12 protein-coding genes are annotated in these 14,182 nt (G+C 60.9%); 7 read left to right on the plus strand and 5 right to left on the minus strand.

Going from position 1 to position 14,182, the window contains the following annotated elements; genetic code table 11:
- Positions 1 to 11: 11 nt before the first annotated feature.
- The 4 genes from DELCS14_RS02715 to motA form a co-directional block, all read right to left on the minus strand.
- Positions 12 to 626 carry a protein phosphatase CheZ gene (locus DELCS14_RS02715; RefSeq protein ID WP_013800347.1) on the minus strand — a complete coding sequence of 205 codons (615 nt, stop codon included), beginning with the start codon at positions 624 to 626 and terminating at the stop codon, positions 12 to 14.
- Positions 627 to 636: 10 nt separating this feature from the next.
- Positions 637 to 1,023 (minus strand): chemotaxis response regulator CheY, encoded by a 387-nt coding sequence (gene cheY, locus DELCS14_RS02720; protein WP_012202534.1) that lies wholly within the window; start codon positions 1,021 to 1,023, stop codon positions 637 to 639.
- A 124-nt stretch (positions 1,024 to 1,147) separates the two neighbouring features.
- Positions 1,148 to 2,185 carry a flagellar motor protein MotB gene (gene motB, locus DELCS14_RS02725; RefSeq protein ID WP_012202535.1) on the minus strand — a complete coding sequence of 346 codons (1,038 nt, stop codon included), beginning with the start codon at positions 2,183 to 2,185 and terminating at the stop codon, positions 1,148 to 1,150.
- A 24-nt stretch (positions 2,186 to 2,209) separates the two neighbouring features.
- Positions 2,210 to 3,070 carry a flagellar motor stator protein MotA gene (motA, locus tag DELCS14_RS02730; protein WP_012202536.1) on the minus strand — a complete coding sequence of 287 codons (861 nt, stop codon included), beginning with the start codon at positions 3,068 to 3,070 and terminating at the stop codon, positions 2,210 to 2,212.
- A gap of 229 nt (positions 3,071 to 3,299) precedes the next feature.
- Between motA and DELCS14_RS02735 the strand changes: the two genes are divergently transcribed.
- The 5 genes from DELCS14_RS02735 to DELCS14_RS02755 all read left to right on the plus strand — a co-directional run bounded on the left by DELCS14_RS02735 (position 3,300) and on the right by DELCS14_RS02755 (position 10,793).
- A complete protein-coding gene (locus tag DELCS14_RS02735; RefSeq protein ID WP_228676844.1) occupies positions 3,300 to 4,328 on the plus strand; it encodes a glycosyltransferase family 2 protein in 1,029 nt (342 codons plus the stop codon).
- A gap of 185 nt (positions 4,329 to 4,513) precedes the next feature.
- A complete protein-coding gene (locus DELCS14_RS02740) occupies positions 4,514 to 7,315 on the plus strand; it encodes a tetratricopeptide repeat protein (protein ID WP_013800349.1) in 2,802 nt (933 codons plus the stop codon).
- A 287-nt stretch (positions 7,316 to 7,602) separates the two neighbouring features.
- Complete coding sequence (locus DELCS14_RS02745) at positions 7,603 to 8,433, plus strand: flagellin (protein ID WP_013800350.1); 831 nt, start codon at positions 7,603 to 7,605, stop codon at positions 8,431 to 8,433.
- Positions 8,434 to 8,782: 349 nt separating this feature from the next.
- Positions 8,783 to 9,610, plus strand: a complete 828-nt coding sequence (locus tag DELCS14_RS02750) for a flagellin domain-containing protein (protein WP_013800351.1) — start codon at positions 8,783 to 8,785, stop codon at positions 9,608 to 9,610.
- Positions 9,611 to 9,965: 355 nt separating this feature from the next.
- Complete coding sequence (locus tag DELCS14_RS02755) at positions 9,966 to 10,793, plus strand: flagellin domain-containing protein (protein ID WP_013800352.1); 828 nt, start codon at positions 9,966 to 9,968, stop codon at positions 10,791 to 10,793.
- Positions 10,794 to 10,871: 78 nt separating this feature from the next.
- Here DELCS14_RS02755 and DELCS14_RS02760 read toward each other — a convergent pair whose 3' ends face one another.
- Positions 10,872 to 11,474, minus strand: coding sequence for a methyltransferase domain-containing protein (locus tag DELCS14_RS02760; protein ID WP_013800353.1), 603 nt, complete (start codon positions 11,472 to 11,474; stop codon positions 10,872 to 10,874).
- A 246-nt stretch (positions 11,475 to 11,720) separates the two neighbouring features.
- Between DELCS14_RS02760 and DELCS14_RS02765 the strand changes: the two genes are divergently transcribed.
- Complete coding sequence (locus DELCS14_RS02765; protein WP_013800354.1) at positions 11,721 to 12,623, plus strand: flagellin; 903 nt, start codon at positions 11,721 to 11,723, stop codon at positions 12,621 to 12,623.
- A 163-nt stretch (positions 12,624 to 12,786) separates the two neighbouring features.
- A complete protein-coding gene (gene fliD, locus DELCS14_RS02770; protein WP_013800355.1) occupies positions 12,787 to 14,178 on the plus strand; it encodes a flagellar filament capping protein FliD in 1,392 nt (463 codons plus the stop codon).
- Positions 14,179 to 14,182: the final 4 nt, after the last annotated feature.

Here is a 14,182-nt window from a genome sequence, read left to right on the forward strand (position 1 = left end):
CCCCGGGGTGATCAGAATCCCAGGCTGGCCAGGAGATCGTCCACCTGGGACTGCGAAGTCACCACGTCGGGCGTCTTTTCGGGATCGACCACGGGGCCGGCGAGGTGCTCCTTGGGCTTTTCCAGGGACTCCAGCGCCGTCTGCTGCGGGTTGGGCGAGGTCTGGATGAGCAACTGCACCAGCTGGTCCTCCAGATCGGCGGCCAGCGAGACCACGCGGGCAATGACCTGGCCCGTGAGATCGTGGAAGTCCTGGGACATCATGATCTCGGTGAGGTGCTCGTCGGCCTGCTGCGTGCCCTGCTCGACTTCCTCCAGGAAGTTCATCACCCGGCCCTTGGCCACGGCCGCCACGGGGTCCTCGACCATCTGTGCCCGCATGGCGCGTACACGCTCGGCCAGCCGGTCCTGCTGGACCTTGGCCAATTCGACGCGGTTCAGAACCTTCTCGGCGGCTTCTCCGGTCAGCCGCGCAATGTAGGAAAGGCGGCTTTGCGCGTCCGGCAGCTCTCCCATGCTGCCGCGCAAACGGTCCGCATAGCCCAGCTCGTTGAGCGAGTCATGCAGCTGGCGCGTGAGAACGCCCACCTTGTAGTGGACGCTGTCGGGGACATCCGGGTTGCTCATGGCGCGTGCCCTACAGGCCCAGCTTTTTGAGGATCAGGTTGACTTTCTCTTCCAGCGTGGCCTTGGTGAAGGGCTTGACGATGTAGCCTGCCGCGCCGCCCTGGGCCGCTGCCACGATGTCCTCCTTGCGTGCCTCGGCCGTCACCATCAGCACGGGAAGGTGCTTGAGTTTGTCGTCCTGCTTGATTTCGGTGAGCAGCTGGAAGCCGTTCATGTTGGGCATGTTGATGTCCGTCACCACGAAATCAAACTTGCTGTTGCGCAGCTTGTGCAGTGCCACGACGCCGTCTTCGGCTTCATCGGCTTCGGGAAAGCCGCTCTCCTTGAGCAGATTGCGCACGATGCGCCGCATGGTGGAGAAGTCGTCAACGATCAAAAAACGCAGGGCATTAGCCACGTGAGGCCCTTTCGGTCGGTAGGTGCTCGGTACTGGTAAGAATCCGCCGCGATGGTAACAATATGAAACCTTCTTGGCGCAATGTGGGAATTTTCCTGCTTTTCGGCAGCATCGGGCGCAAACCTTAATTTGTTACACGATCAGGTGACGCGGGCGCAGACGGGGCAGCTGCAGGCGAGGTGGCGGCGGGCTGCGCAGCGGTCTCGCCGGTTGCGGATTCGGTGGCGGCCGCATTCGCCGTGCCGCCATTGCCGCCCGCCAATGAGGGCGGCAAGGCGTTGCGTGTCACAGGTCCGCGGTGGCCCAGCAGGCGCTTTTCAGCCTCCTGCGTGAGCACGGTGATGGTGATGCGCCGGTTCTGCGGGGCGCGCGGATCATCGGGCAGCAGCAGGTCGCTGCTGGCCAGGCCCGTGATGCGGGCCAGCTGGTTCAGCGGCATGCCGGCCGCCACCAGCTCGCGGCGCGAGGCGTTGGCACGGTCGGAGGACAGCTCCCAGTTGCTGTAGCCGCGGTCGGCATTGCCGTAAGGGGCGGCATCGGTATGGCCGGACAGGCTGATGCGGTTTTCCGCGCCCGCCAGGGCCGCGCCCACTTCGCGCAGGATGTCGCGCATGTAGGGTTTGACCATGGCGCTGCCGCTGTCGAACATGGGGCGGTTTTGCTCGTCCACGATCTGGATCTGCAGGCCGTCGGGCGTCACGTCGGTGCGGATCTGCGAGCGGAATTCGTTCAGGCGCGCATTGCTGGTGATCATCGCGTCCACCTTGGCCTTGAGCGCCTTGATGCGGTTGGAATCCACCTGGGCCTGGTCAGCGCGGCCTGCATCGACGCTGGTGCGCCGGTTGGAGCTGTCCGCCGCCTCCGAGCGCCGCACTTGGCCGTGCACCTTGGCCAGATCATTGCCGCCGCCGGGAATCACGCTGGAGCTGTTGCCCGCACCGTCGCCGCCGGCCATCGCCACCTTCAGCGGCGAGGAAAAATACGCCGCAATGCCCTGCAGCTCGCCCTTGGCCGTGGAGCCCAGCAGCCACATCAGCAGGAAGAAGGCCATCATCGCGGTCACGAAGTCGGCATAGGCGATCTTCCAGGCACCGCCGTGGGGTGCATGCGCCGTCTTCTTGACGCGCTTGATGATGATCGGCTGTAACTTTTTCTCTGCCATGGCTTGACGCTGCTGGACGCAGGATTACTTCTTGCCCTTGACGTGGGTTTCCAGTTCAAGGAACCCGGGACGTTCGGTGGAGAACAGCACCTTGCGGCCGAACTCGATGGCCGTGGCAGGGTTGTAGCCCTGCATGCTGGCCAGCAAGGTGGTCTTGATGCACTCCAGTTCCTTGGCAGCATCCTGGGCGCGTTGCTCCACCAGGCCGGCCATGGGTTCCACCAGCGCATAGGCCAGCAAAATGCCCAGGAAGGTACCGACCAGGGCCGAGGCGATCATGCCGCCCAGCACGGAAGGCGGCTGGCCCACCGAGCCCATGGTGTTCACCACGCCCAGCACGGCCGCAATAATCCCGAAGGCGGGCAGGGCGCCGGCCAGGCGGGTCAACGCATTGACCGGGGCATGCGCTTCGGCGTGATGCGCCTCGATCTCGCTGTCCATCAGCGACTCGATCTCGTGGGAGTTGAGGTTGCCCGACACCATCATGCGCAGGTAGTCGGTCAGGAACTCCACCACATGGTGGTCGGCCAGCAGCTCGGGGTACTTGGTGAAGATGGGCGACTCGTTGGGTGCCTCCACATCGCTTTCGATGGACATCAGGCCCTCCTTGCGGGCCTTTTGCAGAATCTCGTACAGCAGGGCCATCAGCTCCATGAAGCGGGCCTTGGTGTAGCGCGAACTTTTCATCACGCCAGGGATGGCCTTGGCCGTGGCCTTGAGCACCTTGGGCTGGTTGCACACGATGAAGGCGCCGATGGCGCCGCCGCCGATGGTCACCATCTCGAAGGGCAGGGCCTTGAGAATGACCTGGACGTTGCCCCCGTGCAGCACATAGGTGCCGAAGATGCAACCGAAGGCGACGATGTATCCGATGATGACAAGCATGGGAGTGGATTGTGAGGCAGTGACTCGGCAGGGTTGAGGGAAAAAGCTAGGTGATTGGCGTTCAGATTGGCTGTTCTACCTTGCCATGGCGCTGTGACCATGGCAGGAAGCTTGTCATGCGCGGCGATCAGCGATGATTGTGTGCGGGCTGCCAGTCTTTTATCTTCGGCCTGCTTTCCCTTTACTTGATCCATTTATGCCGTCCTCCAGAACGCTCCCCGACATTGCCTTGGTCATCATCGCCAAAGATGAGCAGCGGTGCATTGCGCGATGCATAGACAGTGCCACAAGCTTCGTGAGCCGCGTCGTGGTGTTGGACACAGGCTCCACTGACAGAACGGCCGAGATTGCATCCGGGCGCGGAGCCCAGGTGCACCATTTCCAATGGTGTGACGATTTTTCCGCTGCTCGAAACAGGGCACTGGAGCTGGCGGACGCCGACTGGAATCTGGTGCTGGATGCGGACGAGTGGTTGTCTGCGGGAGGGGAGTGGCTGCGCGTCTTGGGCCCGTTGGCGCACATGTTGGGAACCGTGGAAATACAAAGCACTTTCGAGAGTGAGCGCTTCACTCAAGTCGGTCAATCATCGATCACCAGACTGCTCCCGAGGGGGGTGCGTTACCAGGGAGTGGTACACGAGCAGCCCTGTTCTGATTTGCCGCGTGTGGCAACACCGCTCGTCGTTCTGCACGATGGATATCTGCCTGACCAGATGCAGCGAAAACAGGGGAGGAATCGGCAACTGCTGCTGCGGGAACTCGGCACAAGCCCGGAAAGTTCCTATGTCCGCTACCAGCTTGGCGTGGATGCCGAGCTCGGGAGGAACTATTCCGATGCATGTGACTACTTTGCTGGAGCGCTGGCAGGCCTGTGCCAAGGTACGGCCTATGAGCATGACCTCTGCATCCGGTATCTCTACTGCCTGGATAAGGCGGGGCGCTATGAGGAGGGCATGGAATTTGCGCAGGCGCAAATGGAAATGTGGCCAGATTCGCCTGACTTCTTTTTCGCACTGGGAGGGCTGATGCTGGATGTCGCCATTGACCGCTCTCCTGGCGAGGCTGATCACTGGCTGGCGATGGCCGAGGCAGCTTGGCAGCGCTGTCTAGAAATCGGCGAGGTGGTGCCAAGCCGTCACGGCAGTGTGGCTGGAAGAGGTAGCTACTTGGCCGCCCACAATCTGGCCGTGATATATGAACAGCTTGGCAGGACCGAGAAGGCACAGGCGCTGAGGCGCAGCTACCCGATGCCTGCATGAGGTCTGGACCGCGGGGCATAGGATGAGGTGCTCCTGCATTCGTTCGCGCCTCGCCGTGTATTGTGCAAAAAACGGGGGGTTCACTCTGTTGATCCGGAGTCTGCACATGGGCACTGTGCGGCAGGATAGTCGGTATTTGCCTTGATGTTTTACTGAACTAGGCACCTGATCCGACCTGAGAACCAATGACTGATGCCAACTATCTGCAGCAGGCGCTGCAACTGCATGACCAATGGGATTTCGATGCAGCACGCGAGGCCTACGCACAGGCGCTGAGACACGCCCCTGGTGATCACCAAGCGCTTTATGGCATGGGCTTGTTGCTCGGCCAGCACATGTTGCTCAGTGCTGAGTCCATGCCTTACCTGGAGGCTGCGATCGGCGCCAAGCCGCGGGCATTTGCATACTGGCGCACCTATATCAATATGCTGATCCGCGAGGGGCTGAGCGATATGGCGCGCTCGCTGATCGAGTTGGCCAGGAGTCAGGGCATGCAGCAGATCGCCTTGGAGCGCCTGGAAAAGGATCTGGCCTTGACGCAAGGGGTGGAAGCCGCAGCCTTTCTAGAGGCGCAGGTCGTCGCGTGGGAGGCCCAATGCCCGCCCCCAAGCCCTGATACACCTGCACCACAGATGCAGATTCCCGCGGAATTGCTCAAGGCGCTGTCCCGCCAGCTCCAGCAAAGGAGCTTCGAACAGGCGGACGACTTGCTGGCTTCGGCCTTGCATGACTACCCGCGCAGTGCCTTGCTGTGGCAAACCAAGGTCAACATGGAGCTGGAGCGTGGTGACCGTGCCGCTGCCCTGAAAGCGGCATACCAGTCTACAGCGGCATTGCCCCGAGACTCGAGCTTGTTCATGCTCCTTGGCGAGGTGCATCTGGAGGCGAAGGAAGCTGCGCAGGCCGAACCCGCCCTGCGCCAGGCTGTCCTGCTTTCGCCGCGGTCGTCGAAAGCCCATGAATTGCTAGGCAATGCCCTGCTAGCCCAAGGACAGGCTCAGGCGTCCTACACTCATTTTGTCCAGGCCCTATTGCTGGCGGCCGATGTGGAATCCCAGGCACTGGTCCAGTTCCGCCTGATCAGCGCGCTGCATGAAGGCGGTCGGCCCCAACTGTGCGCCCAGTTCCTCAGCATGCTGCTGCAGCAGCCCCTGGACTCCAAGCTTTATTTGGCGTGTGGGGACTGGATGCGCAAGCTGGGCTGGAATCTGCAGGCTGAAATGGCCTACCGCCAGGCCCTGCAACAGGAGCCCGATCTGTTCATGGCCATGGTTGGCCTGAGTCTTTCCCTCTCTGGCGATGCCGCTCGACTGGCCGAGCGTGAAACGGTGCTGCGCAGGATCGTGGAGCTGAGTGGCGATTCCAACCGCATGCTGGCTCGAGCTGATTTGGCCTATGTGCTGTTTTCCCAGGAGAGATGGGAGCCAGCGCTGGAACTGCTTGCCGCCATCTTGGAGGAGTCACCGGGAGACTCGCGTGCGCATCGGCTGCGTTGCCTGCTTCTGCTTGAGAAAATGGATCTCGACGCCCTTGAGGTTGCCCTGCGCGAAGGCTTGGCGCATCTGACCGATGACCACGACTTGCTGTATATCAAGGCACTTTACTGGGGGCGCCGTGGAGATGTCCGAAAGGCGCTGGCCCAGTATGACGCAATGCTGGTCAAGCATCCGAACAGCGCAGGGGCGCACAGCGCGCGATTGCTGACGCAACTGCATTTCCCCGGGGCAAGCGCCGTGCAAATCGGCCAGTCGTGCCGGGAGTTCGGCCAATTAATGCGCCGTTTGCATGGAGATCCTCAGCATCAGCATGGGAACAGCAAGGATCCCGGCAAGGTGCTGCGCGTCGGCTTCGTCTCTGCCGACCTGCGTGGGCACGCCGCAGCCAAGTTCTTCCTGCCAACGATGAGGGAGCTGGCCAAGTGCAGGGAGATCGAATGCATTGCCTACTGCAACAATGATCTCTATGACGATGTCACCAAGGAGTTCATGGAGCTGTTCCAGCAATGGCGGGGCGTGCAGGATATGTCGACCGACGCCCTGGTGCACATGATGCAGGAGGATGGGATCGATGTGCTGATAGATCTCAGCGGCCATACCAAGGGCCATCGGCTCGATGTCCTCGCGCGTAGGCCCGCTCCCGTGCAGCTGACCTGGATCGGCAATCCTGGCGGCACGGGATTGCAAACCATGGATTACATCGTTCTGAGTGATCTTTTCCTGGACCGGCCCGCTGTCCGCGAGCAACTGACCGAGCGCATCCTGCGCCTGCCCCTCGCCTATGTATTCGACGGTGGTATCCACGAAGAGCCTGTCGCCTCCTTGCCCGCGCAGCGCAATGGCTACCTCACGTTCGGCTCCTTCAATCGTCTCGTCAAGGTCAATCGGGAAGTAGTTCAGGTGTGGGGAGCGATTTTGCAAGCACTGCCTACAGCAAGGCTGGTGATCGGTGCATGTGAACCCTCGGGTCCTCCCGCTCATCTGCGCGGGTGGCTTCAGGACGCCGGGATCTGTGAGGAGCGCGTGCAATTCTCGTCCCGCATGGGATTCGAGGGCTATCTGCGTGCGCACCACGATATCGATATCTGCCTGGATACCTTCCCCTTCACGGGCGGAGTGGTTACCAATCACGCACTGTGGATGGGTGTGCCCACGCTGACCTTGGTGGGGGATCTGCTGTGCGGGCGCCAGTCTGCCGAAGTCCTGGCGCGCGTGGGGCTGACGGAGGATTTTGCAGCGGCAGACCTCGACGGGCTGCTGCAGTTGGCCCGTTACTGGAGCGCAAACCTTCCGCGTTTGGCGCTGATCCGTCAGTCGCTGCGTCCTGCTCTGCAGGCGTTGGAAGTGCGCCAGGCGGAAATCGCCGCCAAGTCCGTGGTCATGGGCTTGCGCGAAGCCTGGCGCCGCTGGTGCGATAGGCGCGAGGTGGAGGATCTCCGCATCAGCTATCAGGATCTTGGGTTGGAGCCTCCAAAGCCGCTGGGACTGTGACGATGATGTCTTGATCGCCAGGCTCACGAGAGCTGCGCGCCTCCTGCACTCCATGCAGGGGGCGTGCCTTGTTTTGCGGCTTGCATGATGGAATCGCAAAGAATGAGGGGCAAAAAAATCCTCAAGTCCGGCTGGTGGGTGCCGAAAAGCAACTCAGTAGATGGAGCAAACATCTTGAGTTCCGCCAGAGGCAAGACGTCGATGGTGGGTTGATTGGACCGGCGCCGCCATGCCAAGCATGGGTGGTCTGCTGGATTTCATACAGATATCACTAAGGAGCTGCCGCCATGGCCATGACCATCAACACCAACATGCAATCGCTCAATGCCCAGCGCAATCTGAGCACCACCCAGGGCCTGCTGTCCACCACCATGCAGCGCCTGTCTTCGGGTCTGCGCGTGAACAGCGCCAAGGACGATGCGGCAGGCCTGGCGATCGCCGAGCGCATGAATGCCCAGGTCAAGGGCATGAACGTTGCTGCCCGCAATGCCAACGATGGCATTTCGCTGGCGCAGACGGCGGAAGGCGCACTGGGCAAGATCACGGAAAACCTGCAGCGCATGCGTGAGCTGGGTGTGCAGGCGGCCAACGGCACCAACGGTACGAAGGACCGTGGTGCTCTGGACAAGGAGTACAAAGCGCTGGCTGCGGAAATCGGCCGCGTCATCGAGAACACGGAGTTCAACGGCAAGAAACTGCTTAATTCCGACGCTCCGACCAGCTTTGTATTCCAGGTGGGAGCCAACACGGCAGGTGACAACCAGATCACCGTGAACGTGGCAACCAATGCACTGGCTGGATTGAACAATTCGACGGACACTCTTGGCGCAGATGAAACGACCGCCAAAACCGCAATGACTGCGATTGACGCCGCACTGGATACCGTCAGCGGTATGCGTGCCGACTACGGCGCGGCCCAGAACCGTTTCGAAGCCACGATCGCCAACCTGCAAGTGGCTTCGGAAAACACCGCGGCAGCCCGTGGTCGCATCATGGACGCCGACTTCGCTGGTGAAACCTCGAACCTGAGCCGCGCCCAGATCCTGCAACAGGCTGGCACGGCCATGGTGGCCCAGGCCAACCAACTGCCCCAGGGCGTTCTTGCCCTCCTGCGCTGAACCAGGCCTAGCCTGTCCCGGAGGATGGCGGAAGGCAGCGTGCTTGATGCACGCTGCCTTTTTGCTTTCTGTGGCTTGGGTTGCTATCTAAGTCCCGTCTGCACTTGCGGGTTGAGGCAGGTGAGATGAAAAACTTCTTTAAAAAAATATTCAAGTACTGTAAGTCGATGTCGAAATTCCTATCAGCAGATGGATGAAACATCCTGAGCCCCTCCAGCAGCTCTTGCGATTTCTGAATACGAAGCAAGCCGCTGATGGCAGGTTGATTGGGTAGCGAGGGTCGCTGGGCATGGGGTCTAGCGATCGAGATGACCCGGTTTCACACAGATTTCACTGAGGAGCTGCCACCATGGCCATGACCATCAACACCAACATGCAATCGCTCAATGCCCAGCGCAATCTGAGCACCACCCAGGGCCTGCTGTCCACCACCATGCAGCGCCTGTCTTCGGGTCTGCGCGTGAACAGCGCCAAGGACGATGCGGCAGGCCTGGCGATCGCCGAGCGCATGAATGCCCAGGTCAAGGGCATGAACGTTGCTGCCCGCAATGCCAACGATGGCATTTCGCTGGCGCAGACGGCGGAAGGCGCACTGGGCAAGATCACGGAAAACCTGCAGCGCATGCGTGAGCTGGGTGTGCAGGCGGCCAACGGCACCAACGGTACGAAGGACCGTGGCGCCCTGGACAAGGAATACAGCGCCCTGGCCGCCGAAATCGGCCGTATCACGGCGAACACGGAATTCAATGGCAAGAAGCTGCTGAATGCCAACGCAAGCTTCACCTTTCAGGTAGGTGCGAACACTGCCACGGACAACCAGATTTCCGTTGTGGTCTCCTCTGCCACCAGCCTGACCAGCCTGAGCGCGTCCACCGCGACCCTGGGTACCGTCGAGTCTGCAGCGCTGGCCCAGGTTGATGCCATCGACTCGGCGCTGGACAACATCAACGGCATGCGTGCCGACTACGGCGCGGCCCAGAACCGTTTCGAAGCCACGATTGCCAACCTGCAAGTGGCCTCGGAAAACACTGCGGCAGCCCGTGGTCGCATCATGGATGCCGACTTCGCTGGTGAAACCTCGAACCTGAGCCGCGCCCAGATTCTGCAACAGGCTGGCACGGCCATGGTGGCCCAGGCCAACCAGCTGCCCCAGGGCGTTCTTGCCCTGCTGCGCTGAACCAGGCAGTTGCTGCAATTGCGAGGGCAATGCTCTGCGGCAAAGAATTGACGGTCCTCTCGCATGGATCATCCAGGCGGCCAGCTTCATGCTGGCCGCTTTTTTTTGAGAAGAGGGTCTGATGAAGGGCCTAGTGGCGATGCAGGGGCCTGAATCGATGCTCCTCCAAAAAAACACTTAAGTGTTCCAATGGCTTGTCGAAAAACAATTCAGCAGATGGATGAAGCATCCTGAAACCCTGAAAGCACGGCGCCCGCAAGGTAAGTGCTTGCCAGCTGACGGATAGGGTTGCTGCATGCGCCAGGCGATTGTCACGGACCTGGTTTTGTACAGATTTCACTGAGGAGTTGCCGCCATGGCCATGACCATCAACACCAACATGCAATCGCTCAATGCCCAGCGCAATCTGAGCACCACCCAGGGCCTGCTGTCCACCACCATGCAGCGCCTGTCTTCGGGTCTGCGCGTGAACAGCGCCAAGGACGATGCGGCAGGCCTGGCGATCGCCGAGCGCATGAATGCCCAGGTCAAGGGCATGAACGTTGCTGCCCGCAATGCCAACGATGGCATTTCGCTGGCGCAGACGGCGGAAGGCGCACTGGGCAAGATCACGGAAAACCTGCAGCGCATGCGTGAGCTGGGTGTGCAGGCGGCCAACGGCACCAACGGTACGAAGGACCGTGGCGCCCTGGACAAGGAATACAGCGCCCTGGCCGCCGAAATCGGCCGTATCACGGCGAACACGGAATTCAATGGCAAGAAGCTTCTGAATGCGGATGCCAGCTTCACTTTCCAGGTGGGTGCCAATACTGCAGCCGACAACCAGATCAATGTGGTGGTGTCCTCGGCAACGAGCCTTGGCAGCCTGAGCGACTCCACAGCAAGCCTGGGATCAGTCGAGTCTGCAGCGCTGGCCCAGGTTGATGCCATCGACTCGGCGCTGGACAACATCAACGGTATGCGTGCCGACTACGGCGCGGCCCAGAACCGTTTCGAAGCCACGATTGCCAACCTGCAAGTGGCCTCGGAAAACACTGCGGCAGCCCGTGGTCGCATCATGGATGCCGACTTCGCTGGTGAAACCTCGAACCTGAGCCGCGCCCAGATCCTGCAACAGGCTGGCACGGCCATGGTGGCCCAGGCCAACCAGCTGCCCCAGGGCGTTCTTGCCCTGCTGCGCTGAGAATGGCAGGCCGTATCACGGCGGCATGCTGAAAAGTAAAAACCCGGCCTAGCCGGGTTTTTTACGTTTGCGCGTGTGTTATAGCCGGAAATACTGCCTGGCGAGGTCGCGGATCTCTTCCTCCTCGCGTGTACTGTTGCTGGCGATCGCCCAGATGTCATAGGACTCGGGACGTGCCACGGACGCCACGATCGGAAAGCCTGCGGCACGCAGGGCATCGTTCATGGTCTTGTCCGTGAAGCCGCAGCGATGCGACATGTAGAGGTTGCCCTGGGCCATGGAGCTGCGCAGGCCATATAGGATGTCCAGCGGGCTGATGGGGCCGGCCGGCGAAATATAGGCGGGGTCGGTCAGCTGGCCATTGGCCACCAGAGCGCAGACGGACTGCAGATCGGGACAGGTGATGATGGCGAAACCATCGGGTTTGAGCACGCGTCGGAACTCGGCAAGGGCAAGCGGAACTTCGTGCGGATACAAGTGCTCGATGTTGTGGCTGGAATAGATTGCATCAATGGAAGCATCCGCCACGGCGGACATGTTCGTCATCGTGCCGATGAGGTCCGGCTCTACGCGTGCATCGATGTCCAGGCGCAGTTCCTGCCAGTCATCGCTCTGAAAGCCGGGAGAGGTGGAGGACTTGCGTTGCGGGCCGCATCCAACGTGCAAAAGGGTTCGGGTCATAGGGTGAGCGCGCCTGGGCGCAGGAGGTGAAAGTGCGCACTTAGAGTAACCAGGCGGGAGCGGCGGAATGACGCGAATTGGGGGGGGATGCCCGTTTTTATCGCTGCTTTGGGCTCATGCCTCGTCGGGACAATGCATGGCATCAGATTGGCGGAGCTAGGCGGTGTCTGGCGTGCTGTCTGACGTTCGGTGGCCTGTGGTCACGGAGCGGCTAGCCATTGTCCATGCCTAACGAGGAGTTGCCACATGGCATCCACCATCAATACCAATCTCATTTCGCTGAACGCGCAACGCAACCTCAACACGTCGCAGTCCTCCCTGTCCACCACCATGCAGCGCCTGTCTTCGGGTCTGCGAGTGAACAGTGCCAAGGACGATGCGGCGGGTCTGGCGATCGCCGAGCGCATGAATGCCCAGGTGCGCGGCATGAATGTGGCCATGCGCAATGCCAACGATGGCATTTCCATGGCGCAGACGGCCGAAGGCGCATTGAGCAAGATCGGCGAAAATCTCCAGCGCATGCGTGAGTTGGCCGTGCAGGCGGCCAACGACACGAATGGCAGCAATGACCGCTCGTCGCTGGATAAGGAGTATCAACAGCTGGCCCAGGAAATTGCCCGTGTGGTCTCGAGCACTCAGTTCAATGGCCGCCAACTGCTGAATACCAGTGCTGTTGCCGTATTCCAGGTCGGTGCGAATGTTGGCACGGACAACCAGATTCAACTGGATGCCGTGAATCTCGCGACCGCGACAGCCAATGGCGGTCTGGGCGTGACCCAGGCTACCGTCGGGGCTGGAGCCAACACGCGTGTGGTCGATACCCTGGACGGCGCTCTTGGCTCGTTGCAGGGCACCGCTACCGATGCCGCTGCGGCCAGGAGCTCCATGGCTGCAATCGACAAGGCTCTGGATGAGGTCAACAACACCCGCGCCACCTTCGGCGCAGCCCAGAACCGCTTCGAAGCCGTGATTGCCAACCTGCAGGTCGCATCGGAAAATACGGCTGCCTCGCGCTCGCGCATCATGGATGCGGACTTCGCCGCCGAAACCGCCAACCTGAGTCGCACGCAGATCCTGCAGCAGGCCGGCACGGCGATGGTGGCCCAGGCCAATCAGCTGCCCCAGTCGGTACTCAAGTTGATCCAGTAAAGAAACGCGAAAAAACGGCGGCATGGCCTCAAGTCTGGGGTCGGCATGCCGAAGCATTGGTGGTGGGGCTCCTTGCATGCCGTGCGGCTTGCGCGCGCCCTGGGAGCCTTGTGCGCTGGCGCAGCACAGGCTCTAGGCCCGTAGCACTAAAAAGGAGTACGTTATGGCATTGACAGCAGCGGGGATTGGCAGCGGCCTGAATGTGGAATCGATGATTTCGCAGTTGGTGACGCTGCAAAAGCAGCCTCTGGTGCAGTTGCAGACGGCTGCATCTTCCCTTGACACCAAGATCTCGACGGTCGGCAGCATCAAATCGCTCATGTCGACCTTGTCTGACTCGGCCCGAAAACTAGCCGACAAGGATGCCTGGGCGCTGACGACGGCGACGGCGTCGAACACGGCGGTTTCCGTGAGCGTGACCGGCAGCGCGATGCCCGGCAGCACACAGATCGATGTGGACCAGGTGGCTCGCAACCAGTCGTTGGCATCGAAGAGCTTTGCCGCTGCCTCGAACTTCGGGCCCGGGACGCTGAAGTTCACCATGGGTGGAAAGACCACCGAGGTCCAGATCAGCGAATCGATGACCATGGACAAGGTTGTCGCGGCCATCAATGCCAAGCAGGGTGAAAGTGGCGTGGTCGCCTCCGTGATCAAGGATGCGAACGGCGAACGGCTGCTCATGCGTTCGAAGAATTCCGGCGCTGATGCCCAGTTCACCGTCGAGGCGACGGGCGCGGATGCCAATCTGTCTTCCCTGGCCTATGCGGGACAGGCGGCCAACGGTGATACGAGCAATGGTGGCGTGGTTCAACTGGCACAGAATGCCAAGGCCACGGTCAACGGCATCAAGGTGGAATCGGCGACAAACGAGTTCAAGGACACCATCCCCGGTTTGAGCTTCACGGTCAATCAAGCCACCAAGACCGGAGAACCCACACTGCTGACTGTCGTCTCCGACACCGAAGGCATGAAGAAGAACATCCAGGCCTTCATGGATGCCTACAACGCCATCAGCGACAAGCTTGTGGCGTCCACCAAGTACGATGCCGAGAGCAAGACCGCCGGCGTCATGCAAGGTGACTCCACTATGGTTGGCCTGACCAATGGTCTGCGCGAGGTGCTTGCTTCCCAGATCGGTGGCATCAACCTGTCGGACCTGGGCATACAGTTGGGCAAGGGCGGCAAGCTGGCCTTCGGCACGCTTGCCAAGGACAAGTCCAATCTGGAAGCGGTTCTGAAGGATCCCAGCAAGCTGGCGCAGGTCTTTGCTGCGGAAGGCGAGTCCGACAAGCCAGAGACAAAGGGCTTGGCCCTGCGGATGAAGGAGTACGCCGACAAGGTCCTCGAATTCGACACAGGGGTGTTTGATGCCAAGACCAAGGGCCTACAGCAGCTCAAGAAAGACAACACCAAGGCCCAGGACCGCGTCAACGAGCGCGCTGAAGCCTTTGAACAGCGCATGCGTACACAGTACGCAGCGTTGGACAAGAAGATGGGATCGAGCTCGGTGCTTAGCTCTTACCTGTCGCAGCAAGTAAGCCAGTGGAACAGATAGGCCT

This window comes from Delftia sp. Cs1-4, from assembly GCF_000214395.1.
GTDB lineage: Bacteria > Pseudomonadota > Gammaproteobacteria > Burkholderiales > Burkholderiaceae_C > Comamonas > Comamonas acidovorans.

Excerpts from the sequence above, each read along its gene's own strand:
- DELCS14_RS02715 (WP_013800347.1), bottom strand. The coding sequence starts at position 626 with ATGAGCAACCCGGATGTCCCCGACAGCGTCCACTACAAGGTGGGCGTT.
- DELCS14_RS02740 (WP_013800349.1), top strand. The coding sequence starts at position 4,514 with ATGACTGATGCCAACTATCTGCAGCAGGCGCTGCAACTGCATGACCAA.
- DELCS14_RS02765 (WP_013800354.1), top strand. The coding sequence starts at position 11,721 with ATGGCATCCACCATCAATACCAATCTCATTTCGCTGAACGCGCAACGC.
- DELCS14_RS02745 (WP_013800350.1), top strand. The coding sequence starts at position 7,603 with ATGGCCATGACCATCAACACCAACATGCAATCGCTCAATGCCCAGCGC.
- motA (WP_012202536.1), bottom strand. The coding sequence starts at position 3,070 with ATGCTTGTCATCATCGGATACATCGTCGCCTTCGGTTGCATCTTCGGC.
- DELCS14_RS02760 (WP_013800353.1), bottom strand. The coding sequence starts at position 11,474 with ATGACCCGAACCCTTTTGCACGTTGGATGCGGCCCGCAACGCAAGTCC.
- motB (WP_012202535.1), bottom strand. The coding sequence starts at position 2,185 with ATGGCAGAGAAAAAGTTACAGCCGATCATCATCAAGCGCGTCAAGAAG.
- DELCS14_RS02755 (WP_013800352.1), top strand. The coding sequence starts at position 9,966 with ATGGCCATGACCATCAACACCAACATGCAATCGCTCAATGCCCAGCGC.
- DELCS14_RS02750 (WP_013800351.1), top strand. The coding sequence starts at position 8,783 with ATGGCCATGACCATCAACACCAACATGCAATCGCTCAATGCCCAGCGC.
- fliD (WP_013800355.1), top strand. The coding sequence starts at position 12,787 with ATGGCATTGACAGCAGCGGGGATTGGCAGCGGCCTGAATGTGGAATCG.